Origin of the sequence: Sphingobacterium sp. GVS05A (assembly GCF_019969845.1) — a bacterium.
Taxonomy (GTDB): domain Bacteria; phylum Bacteroidota; class Bacteroidia; order Sphingobacteriales; family Sphingobacteriaceae; genus Sphingobacterium.
In genome coordinates this window covers 907456-922961 of the sequence record NZ_JAHXYR010000001.1, presented here as the reverse complement: position 1 = coordinate 922961, position 15506 = coordinate 907456, and the positions used below count along the sequence as shown (strand labels likewise).

The 15506-nt window shown below is 40.2% G+C and carries 15 protein-coding genes; 13 read left to right on the top strand and 2 right to left on the bottom strand.

Features of this window, described 5'->3' with window-relative positions:
- The first annotated feature begins 51 nt into the window (after positions 1-51).
- The 8 genes from LC454_RS03970 (at position 52) to LC454_RS03935 (ending at position 9317) form a co-directional block, all read left to right on the top strand.
- Positions 52-2427 carry a hypothetical protein gene (locus tag LC454_RS03970; protein ID WP_223579776.1) on the top strand — a complete coding sequence of 792 codons (2376 nt, stop codon included), beginning with the start codon at positions 52-54 and terminating at the stop codon, positions 2425-2427.
- Between the two features lie 721 nt (positions 2428-3148).
- Positions 3149-3991, top strand: a complete 843-nt coding sequence (locus LC454_RS03965) for a DUF3347 domain-containing protein (RefSeq protein WP_223579772.1) — start codon at positions 3149-3151, stop codon at positions 3989-3991.
- A 287-nt stretch (positions 3992-4278) separates the two neighbouring features.
- A complete protein-coding gene (locus tag LC454_RS03960) occupies positions 4279-5211 on the top strand; it encodes a TIGR01777 family oxidoreductase (RefSeq protein ID WP_223579769.1) in 933 nt (310 codons plus the stop codon).
- 58 nt (positions 5212-5269) lie between these two features.
- Positions 5270-6130: a fumarylacetoacetate hydrolase family protein gene (locus tag LC454_RS03955; protein ID WP_223579766.1), complete on the top strand. Its 861-nt coding sequence runs from the start codon at positions 5270-5272 to the stop codon at positions 6128-6130.
- Positions 6131-6295: 165 nt separating this feature from the next.
- A complete protein-coding gene (locus tag LC454_RS03950; protein ID WP_223579764.1) occupies positions 6296-7315 on the top strand; it encodes a methionine ABC transporter ATP-binding protein in 1020 nt (339 codons plus the stop codon).
- A complete protein-coding gene (gene metI, locus LC454_RS03945; RefSeq protein ID WP_223579762.1) occupies positions 7308-7961 on the top strand; it encodes a methionine ABC transporter permease MetI in 654 nt (217 codons plus the stop codon). Before LC454_RS03950 ends, metI begins: the two co-directional genes overlap by 8 nt.
- Before the next feature lie 103 nt (positions 7962-8064).
- The gene (gene metQ, locus LC454_RS03940) at positions 8065-8925 is read left to right on the top strand and encodes a methionine ABC transporter substrate-binding lipoprotein MetQ (protein WP_279634401.1); all 861 of its coding nucleotides are present in this window, start codon (positions 8065-8067) and stop codon (positions 8923-8925) included.
- Between the two features lie 11 nt (positions 8926-8936).
- The gene (locus tag LC454_RS03935) at positions 8937-9317 is read left to right on the top strand and encodes a YchJ family protein (protein WP_223579760.1); all 381 of its coding nucleotides are present in this window, start codon (positions 8937-8939) and stop codon (positions 9315-9317) included.
- An 81-nt stretch (positions 9318-9398) separates the two neighbouring features.
- On the opposite strand, the gene LC454_RS03930 is transcribed toward LC454_RS03935, so the two are convergent.
- Both LC454_RS03930 and LC454_RS03925 read right to left on the bottom strand, forming a co-directional pair.
- Positions 9399-10835, bottom strand: a complete 1437-nt coding sequence (locus LC454_RS03930; protein ID WP_120258056.1) for a dicarboxylate/amino acid:cation symporter — start codon at positions 10833-10835, stop codon at positions 9399-9401.
- Between the two features lie 175 nt (positions 10836-11010).
- Positions 11011-11361 carry a 4Fe-4S dicluster domain-containing protein gene (locus tag LC454_RS03925; protein WP_046672889.1) on the bottom strand — a complete coding sequence of 117 codons (351 nt, stop codon included), beginning with the start codon at positions 11359-11361 and terminating at the stop codon, positions 11011-11013.
- 157 nt (positions 11362-11518) lie between these two features.
- Here LC454_RS03925 and LC454_RS03920 point away from each other — a divergent pair, with 157 nt between their 5' ends.
- From LC454_RS03920 to dnaJ, 5 genes are all read left to right on the top strand, one after another.
- Positions 11519-12532: an acyl-CoA reductase gene (locus tag LC454_RS03920; RefSeq protein ID WP_223579758.1), complete on the top strand. Its 1014-nt coding sequence runs from the start codon at positions 11519-11521 to the stop codon at positions 12530-12532.
- A 55-nt stretch (positions 12533-12587) separates the two neighbouring features.
- A complete protein-coding gene (locus LC454_RS03915) occupies positions 12588-12791 on the top strand; it encodes a hypothetical protein (RefSeq protein WP_046672891.1) in 204 nt (67 codons plus the stop codon).
- 5 nt (positions 12792-12796) lie between these two features.
- Positions 12797-13477, top strand: coding sequence for a cell division ATP-binding protein FtsE (locus LC454_RS03910; protein WP_120258059.1), 681 nt, complete (start codon positions 12797-12799; stop codon positions 13475-13477).
- Between the two features lie 158 nt (positions 13478-13635).
- On the top strand, positions 13636-14184 hold the full coding sequence (locus LC454_RS03905) for a nucleotide exchange factor GrpE (protein ID WP_120258060.1): 549 nt from the start codon (positions 13636-13638) through the stop codon (positions 14182-14184).
- 10 nt (positions 14185-14194) lie between these two features.
- On the top strand, positions 14195-15352 hold the full coding sequence (gene dnaJ, locus LC454_RS03900) for a molecular chaperone DnaJ (protein WP_223579756.1): 1158 nt from the start codon (positions 14195-14197) through the stop codon (positions 15350-15352).
- Positions 15353-15506 lie beyond the last annotated feature (154 nt).

Here is a 15506-nt window from a genome sequence, read left to right as displayed (position 1 = left end):
TTCAATAAAATTTAACATATTAGTAAAAATAATAAAAGAAAGAAGCAAAGAATGGAAGAGAAAAATATTTACGATTTGTTCTACAGTGGTGAACTTGATCTGTTTATTATAGAAGGTGAAAATCAATTGAAGCAGAACGACCAGGATGTCCCACTCTGGACACACCTTGCTGTTGCCTATCACGATCAAGTATTTTACGATGGACACGAAGCTATTTTTGATATCATACAGGAGAAGATGATCCCCTACCTCCAAAAAGCACTACTGGTAGAGCCAGAAAATGAAACAACGCTCTATCACATGCTCAATTATGTCTTAGGCAACCAGGCTAGCTTAGAGCAGATCAATCGTCCAAGAAAACACATCAACGAGAACAACAAAGACCAGTTTATCGGTTATGCCAAAAAGTTGATCGAAATACCTAAAATGACTCCCTATGGTTACGGCTTCCTTGCAGATATTTATGAGAGTCTCCAGGATGACACCGCCCTATTAGCTTTATTGGATGAGGGGATCGGTTATTTCAATGAAACTTTTAAAGACAATCGCGAAGCTGCCGATCAAAATTTCTCCATATTCTGGATGAAAAAAATACACCTTCTGGACCGTACCAAACAGATTTCGGGTACAGCGCTAACCACTTTAATTGGAGAGCAATTTGATCGCTTCGTCAGCGGCAGCGAAATGCAATATGTGGACCTTGCAGAGATCGCTTATGAAAACAAAGAGATAGATCTAGCCTTAAAAGTATTATTAAAACTTATTAAGGGCGAAAATTCAGCTGCCCATATCCATGCAGAACTGGTCAAATGGCATGGTCGCTTTGAAGAGCTTATCGCTGACGGCTATGAAAACCCTGAGGTATTCTATTACCAGCTTATCATTGAACGCAATTATTCCGAAGATATCGGGATACCACTAGATTATTATTATCTACACGCACTAAAACTGATTGACGAATATCCAGACTTATATGCCGGCTACCATTTTACAGCCGCATACCTTTATGACGATGGCCAACATGAAGCTGCGTTACCTTACCTCCAACAATTGGGCGAAAGACAGTGGAATGCAACATCTTGGCGCCGTCTTGTCGAATGTACGTACTTAACAACAGGCATAGTTTATGCGCACGTTCCGACGTTCGATGACTTACCACGCGAGCTCTATAATGAAGCAATTAACCTATCTGACTTTATCGATGAATTAGATAACCTGTCAGCTGAAGACACACTGGCCCTGAGACAGCTTTACCTTGCTGTTTATCGCCAGGCCTATGATGCCTTTGCAGCTTATTTCGAACAGGGAAAATATGAAAGTGATTATTTCGGTGGCAGCCACAATCGTGCAATGAATTGCAATAACCTGGCAATTGCATTAAAGAATGTGGATCTCCTCGAAGAGAGCTATCAAATCGCAACTGAAGGGCTAAACTACTCAGACTTTGAAGAACTACATCAGACGCGAACAGACGCATTGTCGAAATTGGAGGATTATGAACGTTTAAAAGACGCCCTCGCACTATATTTCGACACCTACCAAGTCACTTTGAGCGACCTTGATGAAATGCGCGATGAGGAAATGGAAGAACAATCTACTGAGGATGAATCAGATCTGGTATTTCCAAGTTGCTATCAAATGTTTGTGTATCAGCTTGAAGTGAATTATCATCTGGGACTTTCTTCCGATATACAGGCAGAAGCACAATATCTTCTGGAGCACATCTATCAGTTCTACATCAATCACCCTACGTTAAACGACTATCATTATAGGGATTTTGAGGCCGCTAAAAATGGTGTCGAAGGTATTATTTATGATATCCTTGAGCCTAACGATCGTGATTACCGTATTCACTATTATGCGGATATGGCACAGCAATACCCGCATGAAGCACAACCGCAATATATCCTAATGCAGCTATACAATGAAATATCCGACTATAGCGCTATTGTTACTGCAGCACAAACTTACCTCAAAAATAAAAAGGAATTTATCATCGATGACTTTGATAAAGCAAAAACCTTATATCTGATTATCAAAGGTCATTACTTCCTCGCCGAATTTGGATCAGGTGCAGAAGTATTTCAACATCATGATGCTTGGGTTGCCACCGTCATGGATCCCGAAGATTATGTACTTTGGTTAAAATTCGGAATCATGTTGCTTGCTGAACAGGAAAACCTAGCCGAAGTCAACCGCAATGTAATGATCTTTAACGGCATCTATGCACAAAATGAATGGGGCTATGATGACGACTGTGAATCCGTAAAGTTGGCTGAAGCACTTGTTAATTACAAAACGGGAAACCTAAAAAAAGCACACAGTTTACTCAATGAAGTACTGGCTTATTCAGACCATAGTGCACTAGCAGACGAATATAAAAAGACCTGGAAGAAACCGGGTTTCTTATCAAACTTTAAGTTCTAGCGAGCTCCTCGCCCAACTTAAATAATAACAGAAGCGTAGTAAACCGTTTGATCTGTTTACTACGCTTCTATATAATAACCCCTCCCCTTAATACTCAGATTCTCCGCCCATAACACGCATTTTCCATACTGCAGTCAGGAGCCCTACAAACTCCACACCTGGAATAAGAAACAGCCATCTCGATGGTGGATTTAATACTTATTCAAAAAAAGCTATATTTGAACTGTGGTAGCACTAAAATATCTCATCGGACTAATTCTTTTTCTTGGCTTATGGGCCAAGCCGACTGCGGTATTTCCCTGCCATCAAAGTAAGGCAAAAACCTGTCCTATAGACAGTCAGGATCATGCAAGCAAAAAACATAATTGCTACCAAAAAGCGAAGAAAAAACAGCTATGTCAGCACCACAAGCAATGCCGGGATTGTAGTTGTCATTGCGCATCAGCGACAAGTATATTGGCTGTCTCTCCTCTTCCCGTTCAGCTGCCAAAAATTTCCTTTTCAATCTTTAAAAAATTATATAGTGGTCTATTGTCCGTCTATCTTTCAGATGGCTATTTTTACCCTTGGGTTCCCCCTAAAATAGCCTAGGTAACACAGAGAACGCTTTTTTTGAAAAAGTAAATCTCCCTATTAATTTAAAGCACCTGCCCTATCCCGATCAACGAAAACAGATCGTATTCCGCAGGGATCCATACACGTATTACAACATTTAGAACACATGAGACTTCTCAATAATATCATAACAACCTGCCTTTTAGCTACCAGCTTATATACCTATGCACAGGATAATACCATGACAACCCAAACCGTCAAAATCAGCGGCAATTGTGGGATGTGTAAAAAAACAATAGAAAAAGCCGGAAACTCCGCGGACGCCAAAGTAGATTGGAACGAGGATAACCAGACAGCAAATGTCTCTTTTAATGCCGAAAAAACCTCTCTGGATGCCGTTTTGAAAAAGGTCGCATTGGCGGGTTATGACAATGAAAAATACTTGGCGCCGGCAACGACTTATGCCGACCTGCATGGCTGTTGTCAATATGACAGAACCTTAAATGCCCCTCTGGCCAACCCTGAAAATACGCCTGAAAGCAAAGAAGAAAGCACAAGATCGTCATCTGTCGCTAAGGCAGGCAACTTCCAGCCGATTTATGATCAGTATTTCCAATTGAAAGATGCACTGGTTGCCTCCGATCACAAGACAGTAGCGACAGGTGCTGCAAAACTTTCAGGCCTACTGACGACTTTAAAATCGTCTGACTTAACTACTGCCGAGCAACAAGCATGGAAAGCACAGGCAAACAGCATAACACAGCACAGCAAGGCGCTCCAGGAGGCAAAAGATCTGGCAAAACAACGTGTGGCGTTTGTGTCGCTCTCCGAAGAGGTCTATAAACTGGCAAAAACTTCCAAACCTGCACTCCCAGTTTATCAACAAAAATGCCCCATGTTTAACGGTGGCAAAGGAGCAACTTGGTTGAGCCTCAATAAGGACGTCAAAAATCCATACTATGGCGCCCAGATGCTAACATGTGGAAGTACAATCCAAACGATACAATAAAAGAGACCAATATCTCGAAGAGATCGGTCGCCATACCAAAAGGTTCGTCCGCAACGCAGACGGACCTTTTTTATGACATATCCCATTTGGCCACTCCATCTTGACAGGAAAATATAAATTACCAACGAAATCCTTAAAAACTGATTCTTTTGAAGGATAAACCTTAAATTATACCTTCATTTATTGATTCAAAATAGTATATTAGGAGGAGCATCAAGCTAACCAGACAAAAGATAATTAAGGAGAATAATAAAGATATCGAGATCAAATAAGTTGAGATTTAATCCATGGAAAAAGTAATCATTACAGGAGGAACAGGTGCCATTGGCCTTCATTTGACCAAATTACTGGTCGCCAACTTCTATGAAGTGATCATCTTCACAAGGGATCCAAAGGCTTATCCTCCACAAGCTAACGTTCGGTATGTCCATTGGAATCCCAAAAAACAGGTCATCGACATAAAATCGATCCAGGAAGCGGATTATATCATCAATTTAGCTGGCGCCAACCTCAATGGATCTCGTTGGACCAAGGCTTATCAACAAGAAATTATTTCCAGCCGGGTGGAAAGTGGACAACTGCTTTATCAGACGTTAAAACAGATCCCAAACCAGGTAAAAGCCGTTATATCAGCATCCGCAACGGGCTGGTATGGCGCCGATGATAGTTATCAGAAAAAGCCCTTCGAAGAGGGAGATCCCCAGGGTGGTGATTTTTTATCCTGGGTCTGCAATCTTTGGGAAGACAGTGTAAAACCCATTGAAACCTTAGGAAAAAGACTCGTTGTCTTCCGATTCGGTGTGGTGATCAGTAAAGACCAAGGGTTATTGAAAGAAGTCAACCAATTGCTACGTTTTCGGGTCAACCCTATTCTGGGCTCAGGCAAACAGATGTTAAGTTGGATCCACATGGAAGACCTCGCCCGAATGCTGCTATTTGCGATACAAAACAATCCCCTCGCGGGTGTATACAATGCCTGTTCCTCCGATCCGATGTCCCTTGGACAGTTTACCAAACGTATTGCTAGGCGGCGGTACGGAATATTCTACATACCTTTTCCTGTCCCCGCATTCTTGATTAAGCTGCTTCTTGGAAAAAAAGGACAGGAAATGGTTCTTAATGGCACATGGGTGAGTAATAAAAAGATACTTCAGGAAAAGTTTCCCTTTAAGTACCCGACTTTGGACAATAATTGTATAGATAATTTACACATCGGTTAATTGTTAATTCGCCTTAATTTCGCCCCTTTTCGGGACAAAATCCGTATATTTGCGGCTTATGAAGATTTTTAGATATGGCGCAAAGGGCTCCGAAAAAGCGGGAGTCATTTTAAATGAAAAGAAATATGATGTTTCAGAAGGAAATTTTCAATATAACCGTGATTTCTTTGCAAATACGGCAAATTTGGAGAAACTTCAAGTATATGTAGAACAGAATCGTGAAAGTCTAAAAGAGATCGGTGCGGATGAACGTATCGGCACTCCTTTGGAAGCTCCCTCCAAAATTCTTTGTGTTGGACTCAACTTCGACGATCACGTTAAGGAAACCAAATTGCAGCAAGCAGCAGAACCTATTGTTTTCATGAAATCTGTTTCGGCATTTAACGGTCCTTTCGATGGTATTACACTACCTAAAAACTCCGTGAAATCCGATTGGGAAACCGAACTTGCTATCGTTATAGGTAAGAAAGCTTCCTATGTTAGTGAAGAAGAGGCCCTGGATTATGTTTTTGGCTATGTACTACATAACGACGTAACTGAACGGGAGTTTCAGATCGAAAGAGGCGGTACCTGGGACAAAGGTAAAGGTTGTGATACTTTCGCTCCTATCGGTCCTTTTATCGCTACAAAAGATGAAATTCAAGATGTCGATAATATGAGAATTTGGCTTAAATTAAATGGCGATCTGATGCAAGATGGCAACACAAGCGATTTTATCTATCGTGTTCCAAAGCTTATATCGTATTTAAGTCAGTTCATGTCCCTACTTCCGGGTGACATCATCTCAACAGGCTCACCAGCCGGTTCGGGTATGGGAAAATCCCCGCAACGCTTCCTTCGCGATGGCGATATTATTGAATACGGTATCGAAGGACTTGGATCAGGGAAACAAGTGATATCTGCTCACTCCCTATCCTAACATCCTGCCGATATAGATCGATCTTTCCTGTCTTTATTTTTTACCCGGAAAGATCGGTTTACGGCTTTTTTTTCGTCATTTCATTGTAATTTATCAACCGCATTTGTGTACATTTATATCGACATCCACTTTGTTAACATAAATGCATAAATCCCTATAGGGTCAATGATTCAACTAAACAACATATCTAAATCATTCGAGGTTAAATCCAAACGAATAGATGCATTGAAGAGTCTCACCCTATCCATTGGCAAGGGTGAAATATTTGGCGTTATCGGGGCTTCGGGTGCCGGCAAAAGCACATTGATTCGTTGTGTCAATCTCTTGGAAAGACCGGACACAGGTCAAGTCATTATTGAGAATGAGGATCTGATGTCGATGTCTTCCAAAGATTTAATGATGAAACGAAGAAATATAGGAATGATCTTCCAACATTTCAATCTCTTGTCGTCACTAACAGTCTCTGAGAACATATCTTTTCCATTACAACTGGAAGGTAAATCGAAGGCATTTATCCGTCAAAAAGTTTCGGAGCTGCTAAGCCTGGTTGGACTGGAAGATAAAGCGGAGAGTTATCCGGCAAATCTATCCGGAGGACAGAAACAACGGGTCGCTATAGCTCGTGCACTGGCAAATGACCCCCATATCCTACTCTGTGACGAGGCCACCAGCGCCCTGGATCCAGCAACGACAAAATCTATCCTCACCTTATTAAAAAAAATCAATAAGCAACTTGGACTGACCATCTTATTAATCACCCATGAAATGGATGTGATCAAAAGGATATGTGATCAAGTAGCCGTATTGGATCAGGGAACTTTAATTGAGAGCGGTTCTGTTGAAACCATTTTCGCAAATCCGCAGCAGGAAACTACCAAAAACTTTATCCAATCTTCTTTGCAGGTAGATATCCCCTTAGGTTTTCAGGAGCGGTTAAAAGACAGTGGCAATCCACTTGTCGAGATTTACATGACCTCCAGTGAAGATTCTATTCCGTTTATACAACAATTGGAACGCCAATATCAGGTCAAAACAAATATTATTACCGCACAGATCGATTACATTGGCGAAATGAAGTTTGGTGTTATATTAGCCGAATTGTCAGGTGATACCGACAACATAACGGCGAGTCTCTCCTATTTAAAAGAACAGCATCCGCAAACTAAAATATTAGGTTATGTCTGATCAAGTACTAGATTTACTATTATCAGGAACACTCGAAACATTAATGATGACTTTCCTGTCAGGTTTCTTTGGTTTTGTGCTCGGACTTCCGCTTGGAATCTACTTATTCTTGACCAGAAAACATCAGCTGTTGGAAAACAAAACTATGCACCAGATTGTTTCCTTGCTGGTGAACGTGTTCAGATCTATTCCATTCATTATTCTCATTGTATGGATGATTCCATTTACACGTCAGCTTGTAGGAACATCCATCGGTATGTCAGCAGCATTGGTCCCTTTAAGCATTGGCGCAGCTCCTTTTATTGCGCGATTGGTAGAAAACAGCTTATTGGAGATCCCCCACGGATTAATTGAAGCTGCCAGAGCCATGGGCGCGAGTACACAGCAGGTGGTCTTTAAAGTGTTGCTTCCGGAGGCATTACCCTCACTGGTAAACAATGCGACAATAACGTTGATTACACTTGTAGGTTATTCGGCTATGGGTGGTGCTGTTGGGGCCGGCGGACTAGGACAGATTGGCTACCAATACGGCTATGTTGGTTATGATACCTTCATCATGAATGCTGTCCTTATTTTATTAATTTTAATTGTATTCCTGTTGCAATATACAGGCGATTACATATCTAAAAAAGTAAACCATCGTTAACATTAATTGTATCATATGAAACCATCATGATTTATTCGATCATACTATGGAGTGAATAATCGAACAAAGCGAACTCATGAATGCCGCTTAAAACATACACTCGATGAATAAATCTGATAGCTTCATCACAACTGAAAAACAAATTAAACAGATGAAAAAATTGAACTATGCATTTGCAATTCTAGCCTTTAGTCTGACGACTATTGTAGCTTGTAACAACAGGGAAAAGAAAGAAAACACCCTTAAAGTTGGTGTGGTGACGGGTCCTGAAAAGGAACTTGCGGAGACGGCTAAGAAAGTTGCAAAAGAAAAGTTCAATCTGGATGTGGAACTGGTTGCCTTCAATGATTACGTCGTTCCCAATGAAGCCCTGAATCAAGGGGATATCGATGTGAATGTATTCCAACATCAACCGTATCTTCAGGAACAATCCAAACAACGCGGTTTCACCAAACTGACCATTGTGGGAAATACATTTGTATTCCCGATTGTCGCCTATTCCAAAAAGATCAAAACCATCACCGAACTTCAGCCAGGTGCCACTATCGCTATCCCAAATGACCCAACAAACGGCGGGCGTTCGCTGTTACTTCTTCAGCGTGAGGGAATCATTGGTTTAAAAGAAAATGTTGGCATACAACCAAAAGTAACAGACATTGTAAGCAACCCAAAACAGGTTAAAATCATCGAAATGGAAGCCCCTCAGCTACCTCGCGTACTTGACGACCCTCAGGTTGTTGTTGCGATCATTAATAACAGCTTTGCTTCACAGGCTGGATTGGATCCTGAAAAACAAGGTTTATTTACCGAGGATAAAGAATCTCCATATGTCAATTTAATTGTTGCACGGGCAGATAATAAAAATGATGAAAAAGTACAGCAGTTTATACAATCCTATCAATCACCGGAGGTAGAAGCAACAGCAAAGAAAGTATTTAAAAACGGAGCCATAAAAGGCTGGTAACCCCAGAAAGCATGATAGCAGCAACTCATTCATGCCCATGTGGTTCGGGTACAACTTTTGGCGAATGCTGCCTACAAATTCATAGCACCCATGCCAAGGCAACAACAGCCGAAGCGCTTATGCGAGCTCGCTACAGCGCTTTTGCCGTGGGAAACATTGACTTTTTGTATAACACATTCCACCCTACAACAAGAAGATTCCAAAATAAGAATGCTATTGAGCAATGGGCTAAGGAAAATAAATGGATGCAGTTAAGTATCCTGAAAGCTACCTTTTCAACAGTGGAATTTGAAGCCCATTATCTGGATGCAACAATGGAAGTACAGATCCATCATGAAAAATCTACATTTAAACAGCAAGGTAACCTTTGGTATTATGTAGATGGACGATAAGTTTCTGGCTTCAATCCCAAAAAAAAGCTGCTCCAATACATTATGTATTGGAGCAGCTTTTTTATAAGGTGATTGGCTTTATTAAACCAATTCTTCCGTATCTTCTCGATAAGGTGCTTCTTCATCAAACTCACCCTCCCATTTGGCGACAACGACCGTTGCAAGACAGTTACCAACAACGTTAACAGAAGTACGCGCCATGTCCATCAACTCGTCAATACCCAAAATAGCTGCGATAACAAAGGTTGGCAGACCGAACTGATCAGCTGTTGCTATTAGGATAATTAATGAAGCACGTGGCACGGCTGCTACCCCCTTAGAGGTAATCATTAATGTGAAAGCAATCATGAGCTGTTGTCCAAACGTCAAGTGAATACCAGCTGCCTGCGCAACAAAAATTGCGGCCAATGATAAATAAAGAGATGTTCCATCCAGATTGAAGCTATAACCAGTTGGGATAACAAATGAAACGATTTTACGCGGCACGCCAAATTTCTCCATTGCACTCATGGCTTTAGGCAAAGCAGCATCCGAACTTGTCGTTGCAAAAGCAATAGATACCGGCTCCTTGATCGCATTGATAAAACGCTTGACAGGAATCTTTAAATAAAGTGCAACAGGAAGCAACACCAGCGTCAAAAAGCAAAACAAGGCAAAATACAAGGTTGCCAACAGCATAAATAAGTTTTTCAAAATATCAACACCGAGATGTCCCACGGTGTATGCCATTGCTGCTCCCACCCCAACCGGAGCAAAATACATGATGATGTTTGTGAATTTAAACATCGTCTCAGACATACTTTCGGTAAAATCCACCAGAGGCTTCCGCTTCTTCTCATCGACCATCGCTAGGCCGATTCCGAATAACACCGAAAATACAACAATTTGTAATACCTGATTGTCAGCAACTGACTTTACGATATTCTCAGGAAAAAGATCACGGACGAATGCAGTGAATTTATAAACTGGATGTACATTATCCGGAAGGGATTTCAATACATGCTCGTCCATACTTTCTTTAGGCACTGGCAGCTCTTCATGTGGCATATGAGCAACATCTACACCTACCCCTGCCTTTGTCAGATTGATTGCACCTAAACCAATAAAAATAGCACAGGTCGTTGCACAAAAGAAATACAACATGGACTTCCAGGCCATACGTCCTACTTGCTTCAAGTCAGAGTGCCCTGCGATACCATAGACAAGCGTTGCAAAAAGAATAGGTCCAACAATGGTCTTTACCAATTTGATGAAACCTTTACTCAGCGGTTGCAGGGAAATTGCTAGATTGGGAAAATCCAGTCCAACAAAAATGCCCAGGATCATACATGTTAAAATCCATGTGGTCAAATTTTTCTTATAAAGCGCATTTACAACCAAAACGGTGGCAACTATCCAACGGACAGCCATTAGAAATTCATGCGAAAAGCCCACAACTTTAAATTCGTACAATACTGCAATGATACAAGCTAATGTAACTGTAATGAGGGTGATTAACCCTATTTTGGTTTTTAACATTTAAAAGATTTTAATGGTCAAAAGAACAAAAATAAAAAAATACTATGCTTTTGCAAATATTATTATTTAAATAGCCCAACTTTCGCAACAAAATACCGATTTAACAAAAGCTATCGTGCAAAAAAAAAGCAGGATAATTTCTTACCCTGCTCTATATTTTAACGGAATGAAAAAATTATTCCGCGTGTAACCAAGCTTTTTTCGCTAATAGCTCATCATTGGACTCACGTACATCTTCGTCATCCACACAACAATCTACCGGACAAACAGCAGCGCATTGTGGTTCATCATGAAAACCTACACATTCTGTACATTTATCCGAAACAATATAATAAACTTCATTTGAGATCGCTTCCTGTGATTCATTCGCATCAAGCGTAACGCCATCACCAAAATCTATAACACCGTCCAAAGCAGTCCCATCTGAGAATTTCCAAGTTACACCAGCATCGTATATTGCATTATTTGGGCATTCCGGTTCGCAAGCACCACAGTTAATGCATTCGTCTGTAATTTTAATCGCCATTTATAACCTCACAATTATGATAAATAAACTATTTTTGCATTATCAATATGAAAACAAAGTCTGATTGTACAATAAGGCTAGTTGATTCACGTTGATTAATGTTAACAGCACAAATATAACACAAATTTGTGTATTCATCTTTTAAAAATTTAATATTTTGACAAAGCAACAACGAATAAATGCGTTTGTAAAACTGGGTGAACTATTGAAAAAGCAACCTGAAGATCTTACTCAGATCATTCAACTGGCGCAACATAAAAACCCTTGGTATACCGTAAAAAATGTCGAAAGTGCCCTTCACGCGATTTTATCCAACTTAACAGAAGAGAAGCTCAATCATTGGCTATACAACTACCCGGATCTCGAATCTACTAAAACCGTAGGTTTGATTCTCGCTGGAAATATTCCGTTGGTTGGTTTTCATGATATCCTTTGTGTATTAATCAGCGGATTTAAAGCAAAAATTAAAGTTTCCTCGGATGACGCAGGTTTAACAACTTATGTACTCAATAGTTTAAAACAAATCGAACCCGCTTTTGGAGCAGCTTTTGAAATTGTTGATAAACTCAAAGGCTTCGACTTGGTCATTGCCACTGGCTCAAACAATACAGCCCGTTATTTTGACTATTATTTTGGCACAAAACCCCACATTATCCGACGGAATAGAAATAGTGTTGCTGTCATTACAGGACAGGAATCCTCAGCACAAATGAAGGCCTTAGGTCACGATATCTTTGATTACTTCGGCCTTGGCTGCCGCTCAGTTTCCAAACTTTTTACTCCAAAAGATTATGCCGTAGCACATTTTTTTGAAGGAATAGCAGATTTTAAAGATGTATCCGAACACTATAAATACAATAATAATTACGACTACAATAAATCCATCTATCTGATCAATGGAGACAAGCATTTTGATAATGGGTTTCTGTTACTCAAACAGGATGAGCGTATGGCCTCTCCACTATCCGTGGTTTATTACGAGGAATACAATCGTCTTGAAGATGTCGAAAACGAGCTGAATCAGCAAGCTGAAAATATTCAGTGTGTTGTCTCCGAAGTCCAATTGAACATACAGTCACCGGTCTTTCATTTTGGAGAAAGTCAATGTCCGGCCCTGGATGATTATGCAGATGGCATAAATACGCTGGACTTTTTATTTGCAAACCAGTAAGCTTCCGGTAAATTCATAGTAAAGAAATTGCATTAAAAATACTAACTTTGAAATCATGTATATCATTAAAGTAAAAGGTGTCGCCAAAATTCCCGACTATGTTCAGCTGCGAGATGATGCCTTCACCTTGTTGGCATATTTTAGAGTAGATCGACCTGACAAATCCCTTGACAAGATCGGATTGGGAGAAAAGGCTGAATATATCATGCAATTGGTAAGAGAAATGCCTTTTGGTCAAATTAAAAAATTAGAGTTTTAACGCCCATGATTGAAAATAAAGTAATTACATTAAAGAACGTTGATATCTTTCAACAGAAACATTTAGTATTATCCAATGTCAATTTAAACATCGGGAAGGGAGAATTCCTCTACCTTATCGGACAGTCTGGCAGCGGAAAAAGTAGTTTATTAAAAATCATCTATGGCGATCTATATATCGGTAATGGTGAGGGAATGATCGCTGGGTTTGACCTCAAGAAACTTCACGAAAATGATGTTCCTTACTTACGCCGGAAATTAGGTATTGTTTTTCAGGACTTTCATTTGTTATCCGACAGAACGATCGAGAAGAACCTCGAGTTTGCGTTAAAGGCTACAGGCTGGAAAGATAAAAAAATGATTGATGGACGTATCTTGGATGTATTGGAAAAAGTTGGACTTCGTTCCAAATTAAAGAAAATGCCCCATGAGCTTTCCGGTGGTGAGCAACAGCGGATTGTAATTGCCCGTGCCCTACTGAATAACCCAGAGATTATCCTTGCGGATGAGCCTACTGGAAATTTGGATCCTGCCACCTCCGAGGAAATTGTCCTATTGTTGCGCGATATCGCCAATTCTGGAACAGCAATTTTAATGGCTACCCACGATTATACAATTATTCGTAATATGCCTTCGCGTATTATCAAAACTGGAGATGGTATCCTACAGGATGATGTCAGCATCTAAACGAAAAACTGACAACTAAAAAGACATTTTTGCAAATTCCGACAAATTGTTAGGCTTTTTTAATAAAATCTGACAAGCTGTCGGAATTTTATTGTTTGGCAAAAACTTTGAGAAAAGAAGATATAGTAAATTTTTGAATCTATTTTAGCATTGAAGATATGAATGAGCAAGATAATTATTATGATGAGAGTCAAGATCAAGTAGAAACTAATTCTTCTGATCAACAAGAGCAGCCTTCGGATAATCAGGTAGAATTGTCTACCGAAGAGAAGTTGGCAGCAGAATTGGCAGAGGCAAAGGATAAATACATTCGTCTTTCTGCTGAATTTGACAATTATAGAAAACGTACAAGCAAAGAACGTGTTGAATTGATTCAATCAGCAGGAAAAGATGTGATCAGTAAATTATTACCTACGTTAGATGATTTTGACCGAGCATTAAATGCGATGGAAACAGCTACAGACGTAGAATCCGTTAAAACAGGGATGGATATTGTCAACAACAAGTTAAGACAAACCTTGTCTCAATTGGGATTAAAAGAAATGGAAACTGCTGGCCAGGCATTTGACCCTGAATTACAGGAAGCTATTACATCTATTCCGGCACCTACAGCAGATTTAAAAAACAAAGTAGTAGACGTAATCGAAAAGGGATACTATTTGGGTGACAAAGTGATTCGTCACGCTAAAGTAGTTATAGGTCAATAATATTAAGACGATGTCAAAAAGAGATTATTACGATATACTTGGTGTCGCGCGTTCAGCGGACGAGAAGGAGATTAAATCATCCTATCGCAAATTAGCGATTAAATATCACCCGGATAAAAACCCTGGGGATCATGAAGCGGAGGAAAAATTTAAGGAGGCTGCTGAGGCATACGATATCTTGAGCAATCCACAAAAACGTCAACGCTATGACCAATTTGGCCATGCTGGTAATTCAGCAAGTGGTGGCTACGGCGGTGGTGGTGGCATGAATATGGATGACATATTTAGCCAGTTTGGTGATATCTTTGGTGGCGGACACCCCTTCGAAAGTTTCTTCGGTGGCGGTGGCGGAGGTCAGCGTGGTGGCCGCCGCGTAGCACGTGGAAGCAACTTGCGTATTAAAGTTAAATTGACTCTTGAAGAAATCGCTAAAGGTGTTGAGAAAAAAGTAAAGGTCAACAAACAAGTTTCCTGTCATAGCTGTGATGGCTCTGGGGCTAAAGACAAATCTTCTTTCCATACCTGTAAGACCTGTGGTGGCTCTGGATCTGTACGCAGAGTAACAAATACCATTCTTGGCCAAATGCAAACCACCAGCACCTGCCCTACCTGTAATGGTGAAGGTGTTGAAATTACCGCGAAATGTACAACCTGTAGAGGTGAAGGATTAGAGCGTGGTGAAGAAACAATCGCAATCAATATCCCTGCCGGCGTAAGCGAAGGAATGCAACTCTCTATGAGTGGCAAAGGAAACGCTGCCCCACGTGGCGGTATACCAGGGGACCTCATTATATTAATCGAGGAGGTTCCACACGAAAGCTTAAAACGTGATGGCCTTAATGTGATCTATGATCTGTATATTAATTTTGTCGATGCCACTTTAGGTACCAGCGTAGAAGTTCCGACAATTGATGGAAAAGCTAAAATAAAAATCGAACCTGGAACACAGGGTGGTAAAATATTGCGTCTGAAAGGAAAAGGTATTCCTGAAGTCAATTCTTACCATAAAGGTGATCAGCTTGTCTACGTTAATATCTGGACACCAAAAGCTGTATCCAACGAGGAAAAAGAACTATTAAATAAACTCAAAGAATCACCAAACTTTAAACCTCAACCAGGTAAAAGTGAAAAATCATTCTTCGAGCGAATCAAAGAATATTTCGATTAAAATCTGTCTTTCAAATACAAAAAAAAGCCATTTGTCTGCTATTGACAAATGGCTTTTTTTTATCTTCTTACTTGAAATTGACAATTAAAAACAAAAAGTCAGCTTAATATCATTATTGTTAAATAGAAACGATAAAAATAAAAATACATCAAAT

What these genes read in the sequence shown, in the direction of transcription:
- LC454_RS03965 (WP_223579772.1), top strand. Translation starts at nt 3,149, where the DNA reads ATGAGACTTCTCAATAATATCATAACAACCTGCCTTTTAGCTACCAGC.
- dnaJ (WP_223579756.1), top strand. Translation starts at nt 14,195, where the DNA reads ATGTCAAAAAGAGATTATTACGATATACTTGGTGTCGCGCGTTCAGCG.
- LC454_RS03955 (WP_223579766.1), top strand. Translation starts at nt 5,270, where the DNA reads ATGAAGATTTTTAGATATGGCGCAAAGGGCTCCGAAAAAGCGGGAGTC.
- LC454_RS03950 (WP_223579764.1), top strand. Translation starts at nt 6,296, where the DNA reads ATGATTCAACTAAACAACATATCTAAATCATTCGAGGTTAAATCCAAA.
- LC454_RS03935 (WP_223579760.1), top strand. Translation starts at nt 8,937, where the DNA reads ATGATAGCAGCAACTCATTCATGCCCATGTGGTTCGGGTACAACTTTT.
- LC454_RS03930 (WP_120258056.1), bottom strand. Translation starts at nt 10,835, where the DNA reads ATGTTAAAAACCAAAATAGGGTTAATCACCCTCATTACAGTTACATTA.
- LC454_RS03915 (WP_046672891.1), top strand. Translation starts at nt 12,588, where the DNA reads ATGTATATCATTAAAGTAAAAGGTGTCGCCAAAATTCCCGACTATGTT.
- LC454_RS03960 (WP_223579769.1), top strand. Translation starts at nt 4,279, where the DNA reads ATGGAAAAAGTAATCATTACAGGAGGAACAGGTGCCATTGGCCTTCAT.
- metQ (WP_279634401.1), top strand. Translation starts at nt 8,065, where the DNA reads ATGAATAAATCTGATAGCTTCATCACAACTGAAAAACAAATTAAACAG.
- LC454_RS03925 (WP_046672889.1), bottom strand. Translation starts at nt 11,361, where the DNA reads ATGGCGATTAAAATTACAGACGAATGCATTAACTGTGGTGCTTGCGAA.
- LC454_RS03910 (WP_120258059.1), top strand. Translation starts at nt 12,797, where the DNA reads ATGATTGAAAATAAAGTAATTACATTAAAGAACGTTGATATCTTTCAA.
- LC454_RS03905 (WP_120258060.1), top strand. Translation starts at nt 13,636, where the DNA reads ATGAATGAGCAAGATAATTATTATGATGAGAGTCAAGATCAAGTAGAA.
- LC454_RS03970 (WP_223579776.1), top strand. Translation starts at nt 52, where the DNA reads ATGGAAGAGAAAAATATTTACGATTTGTTCTACAGTGGTGAACTTGAT.
- metI (WP_223579762.1), top strand. Translation starts at nt 7,308, where the DNA reads ATGTCTGATCAAGTACTAGATTTACTATTATCAGGAACACTCGAAACA.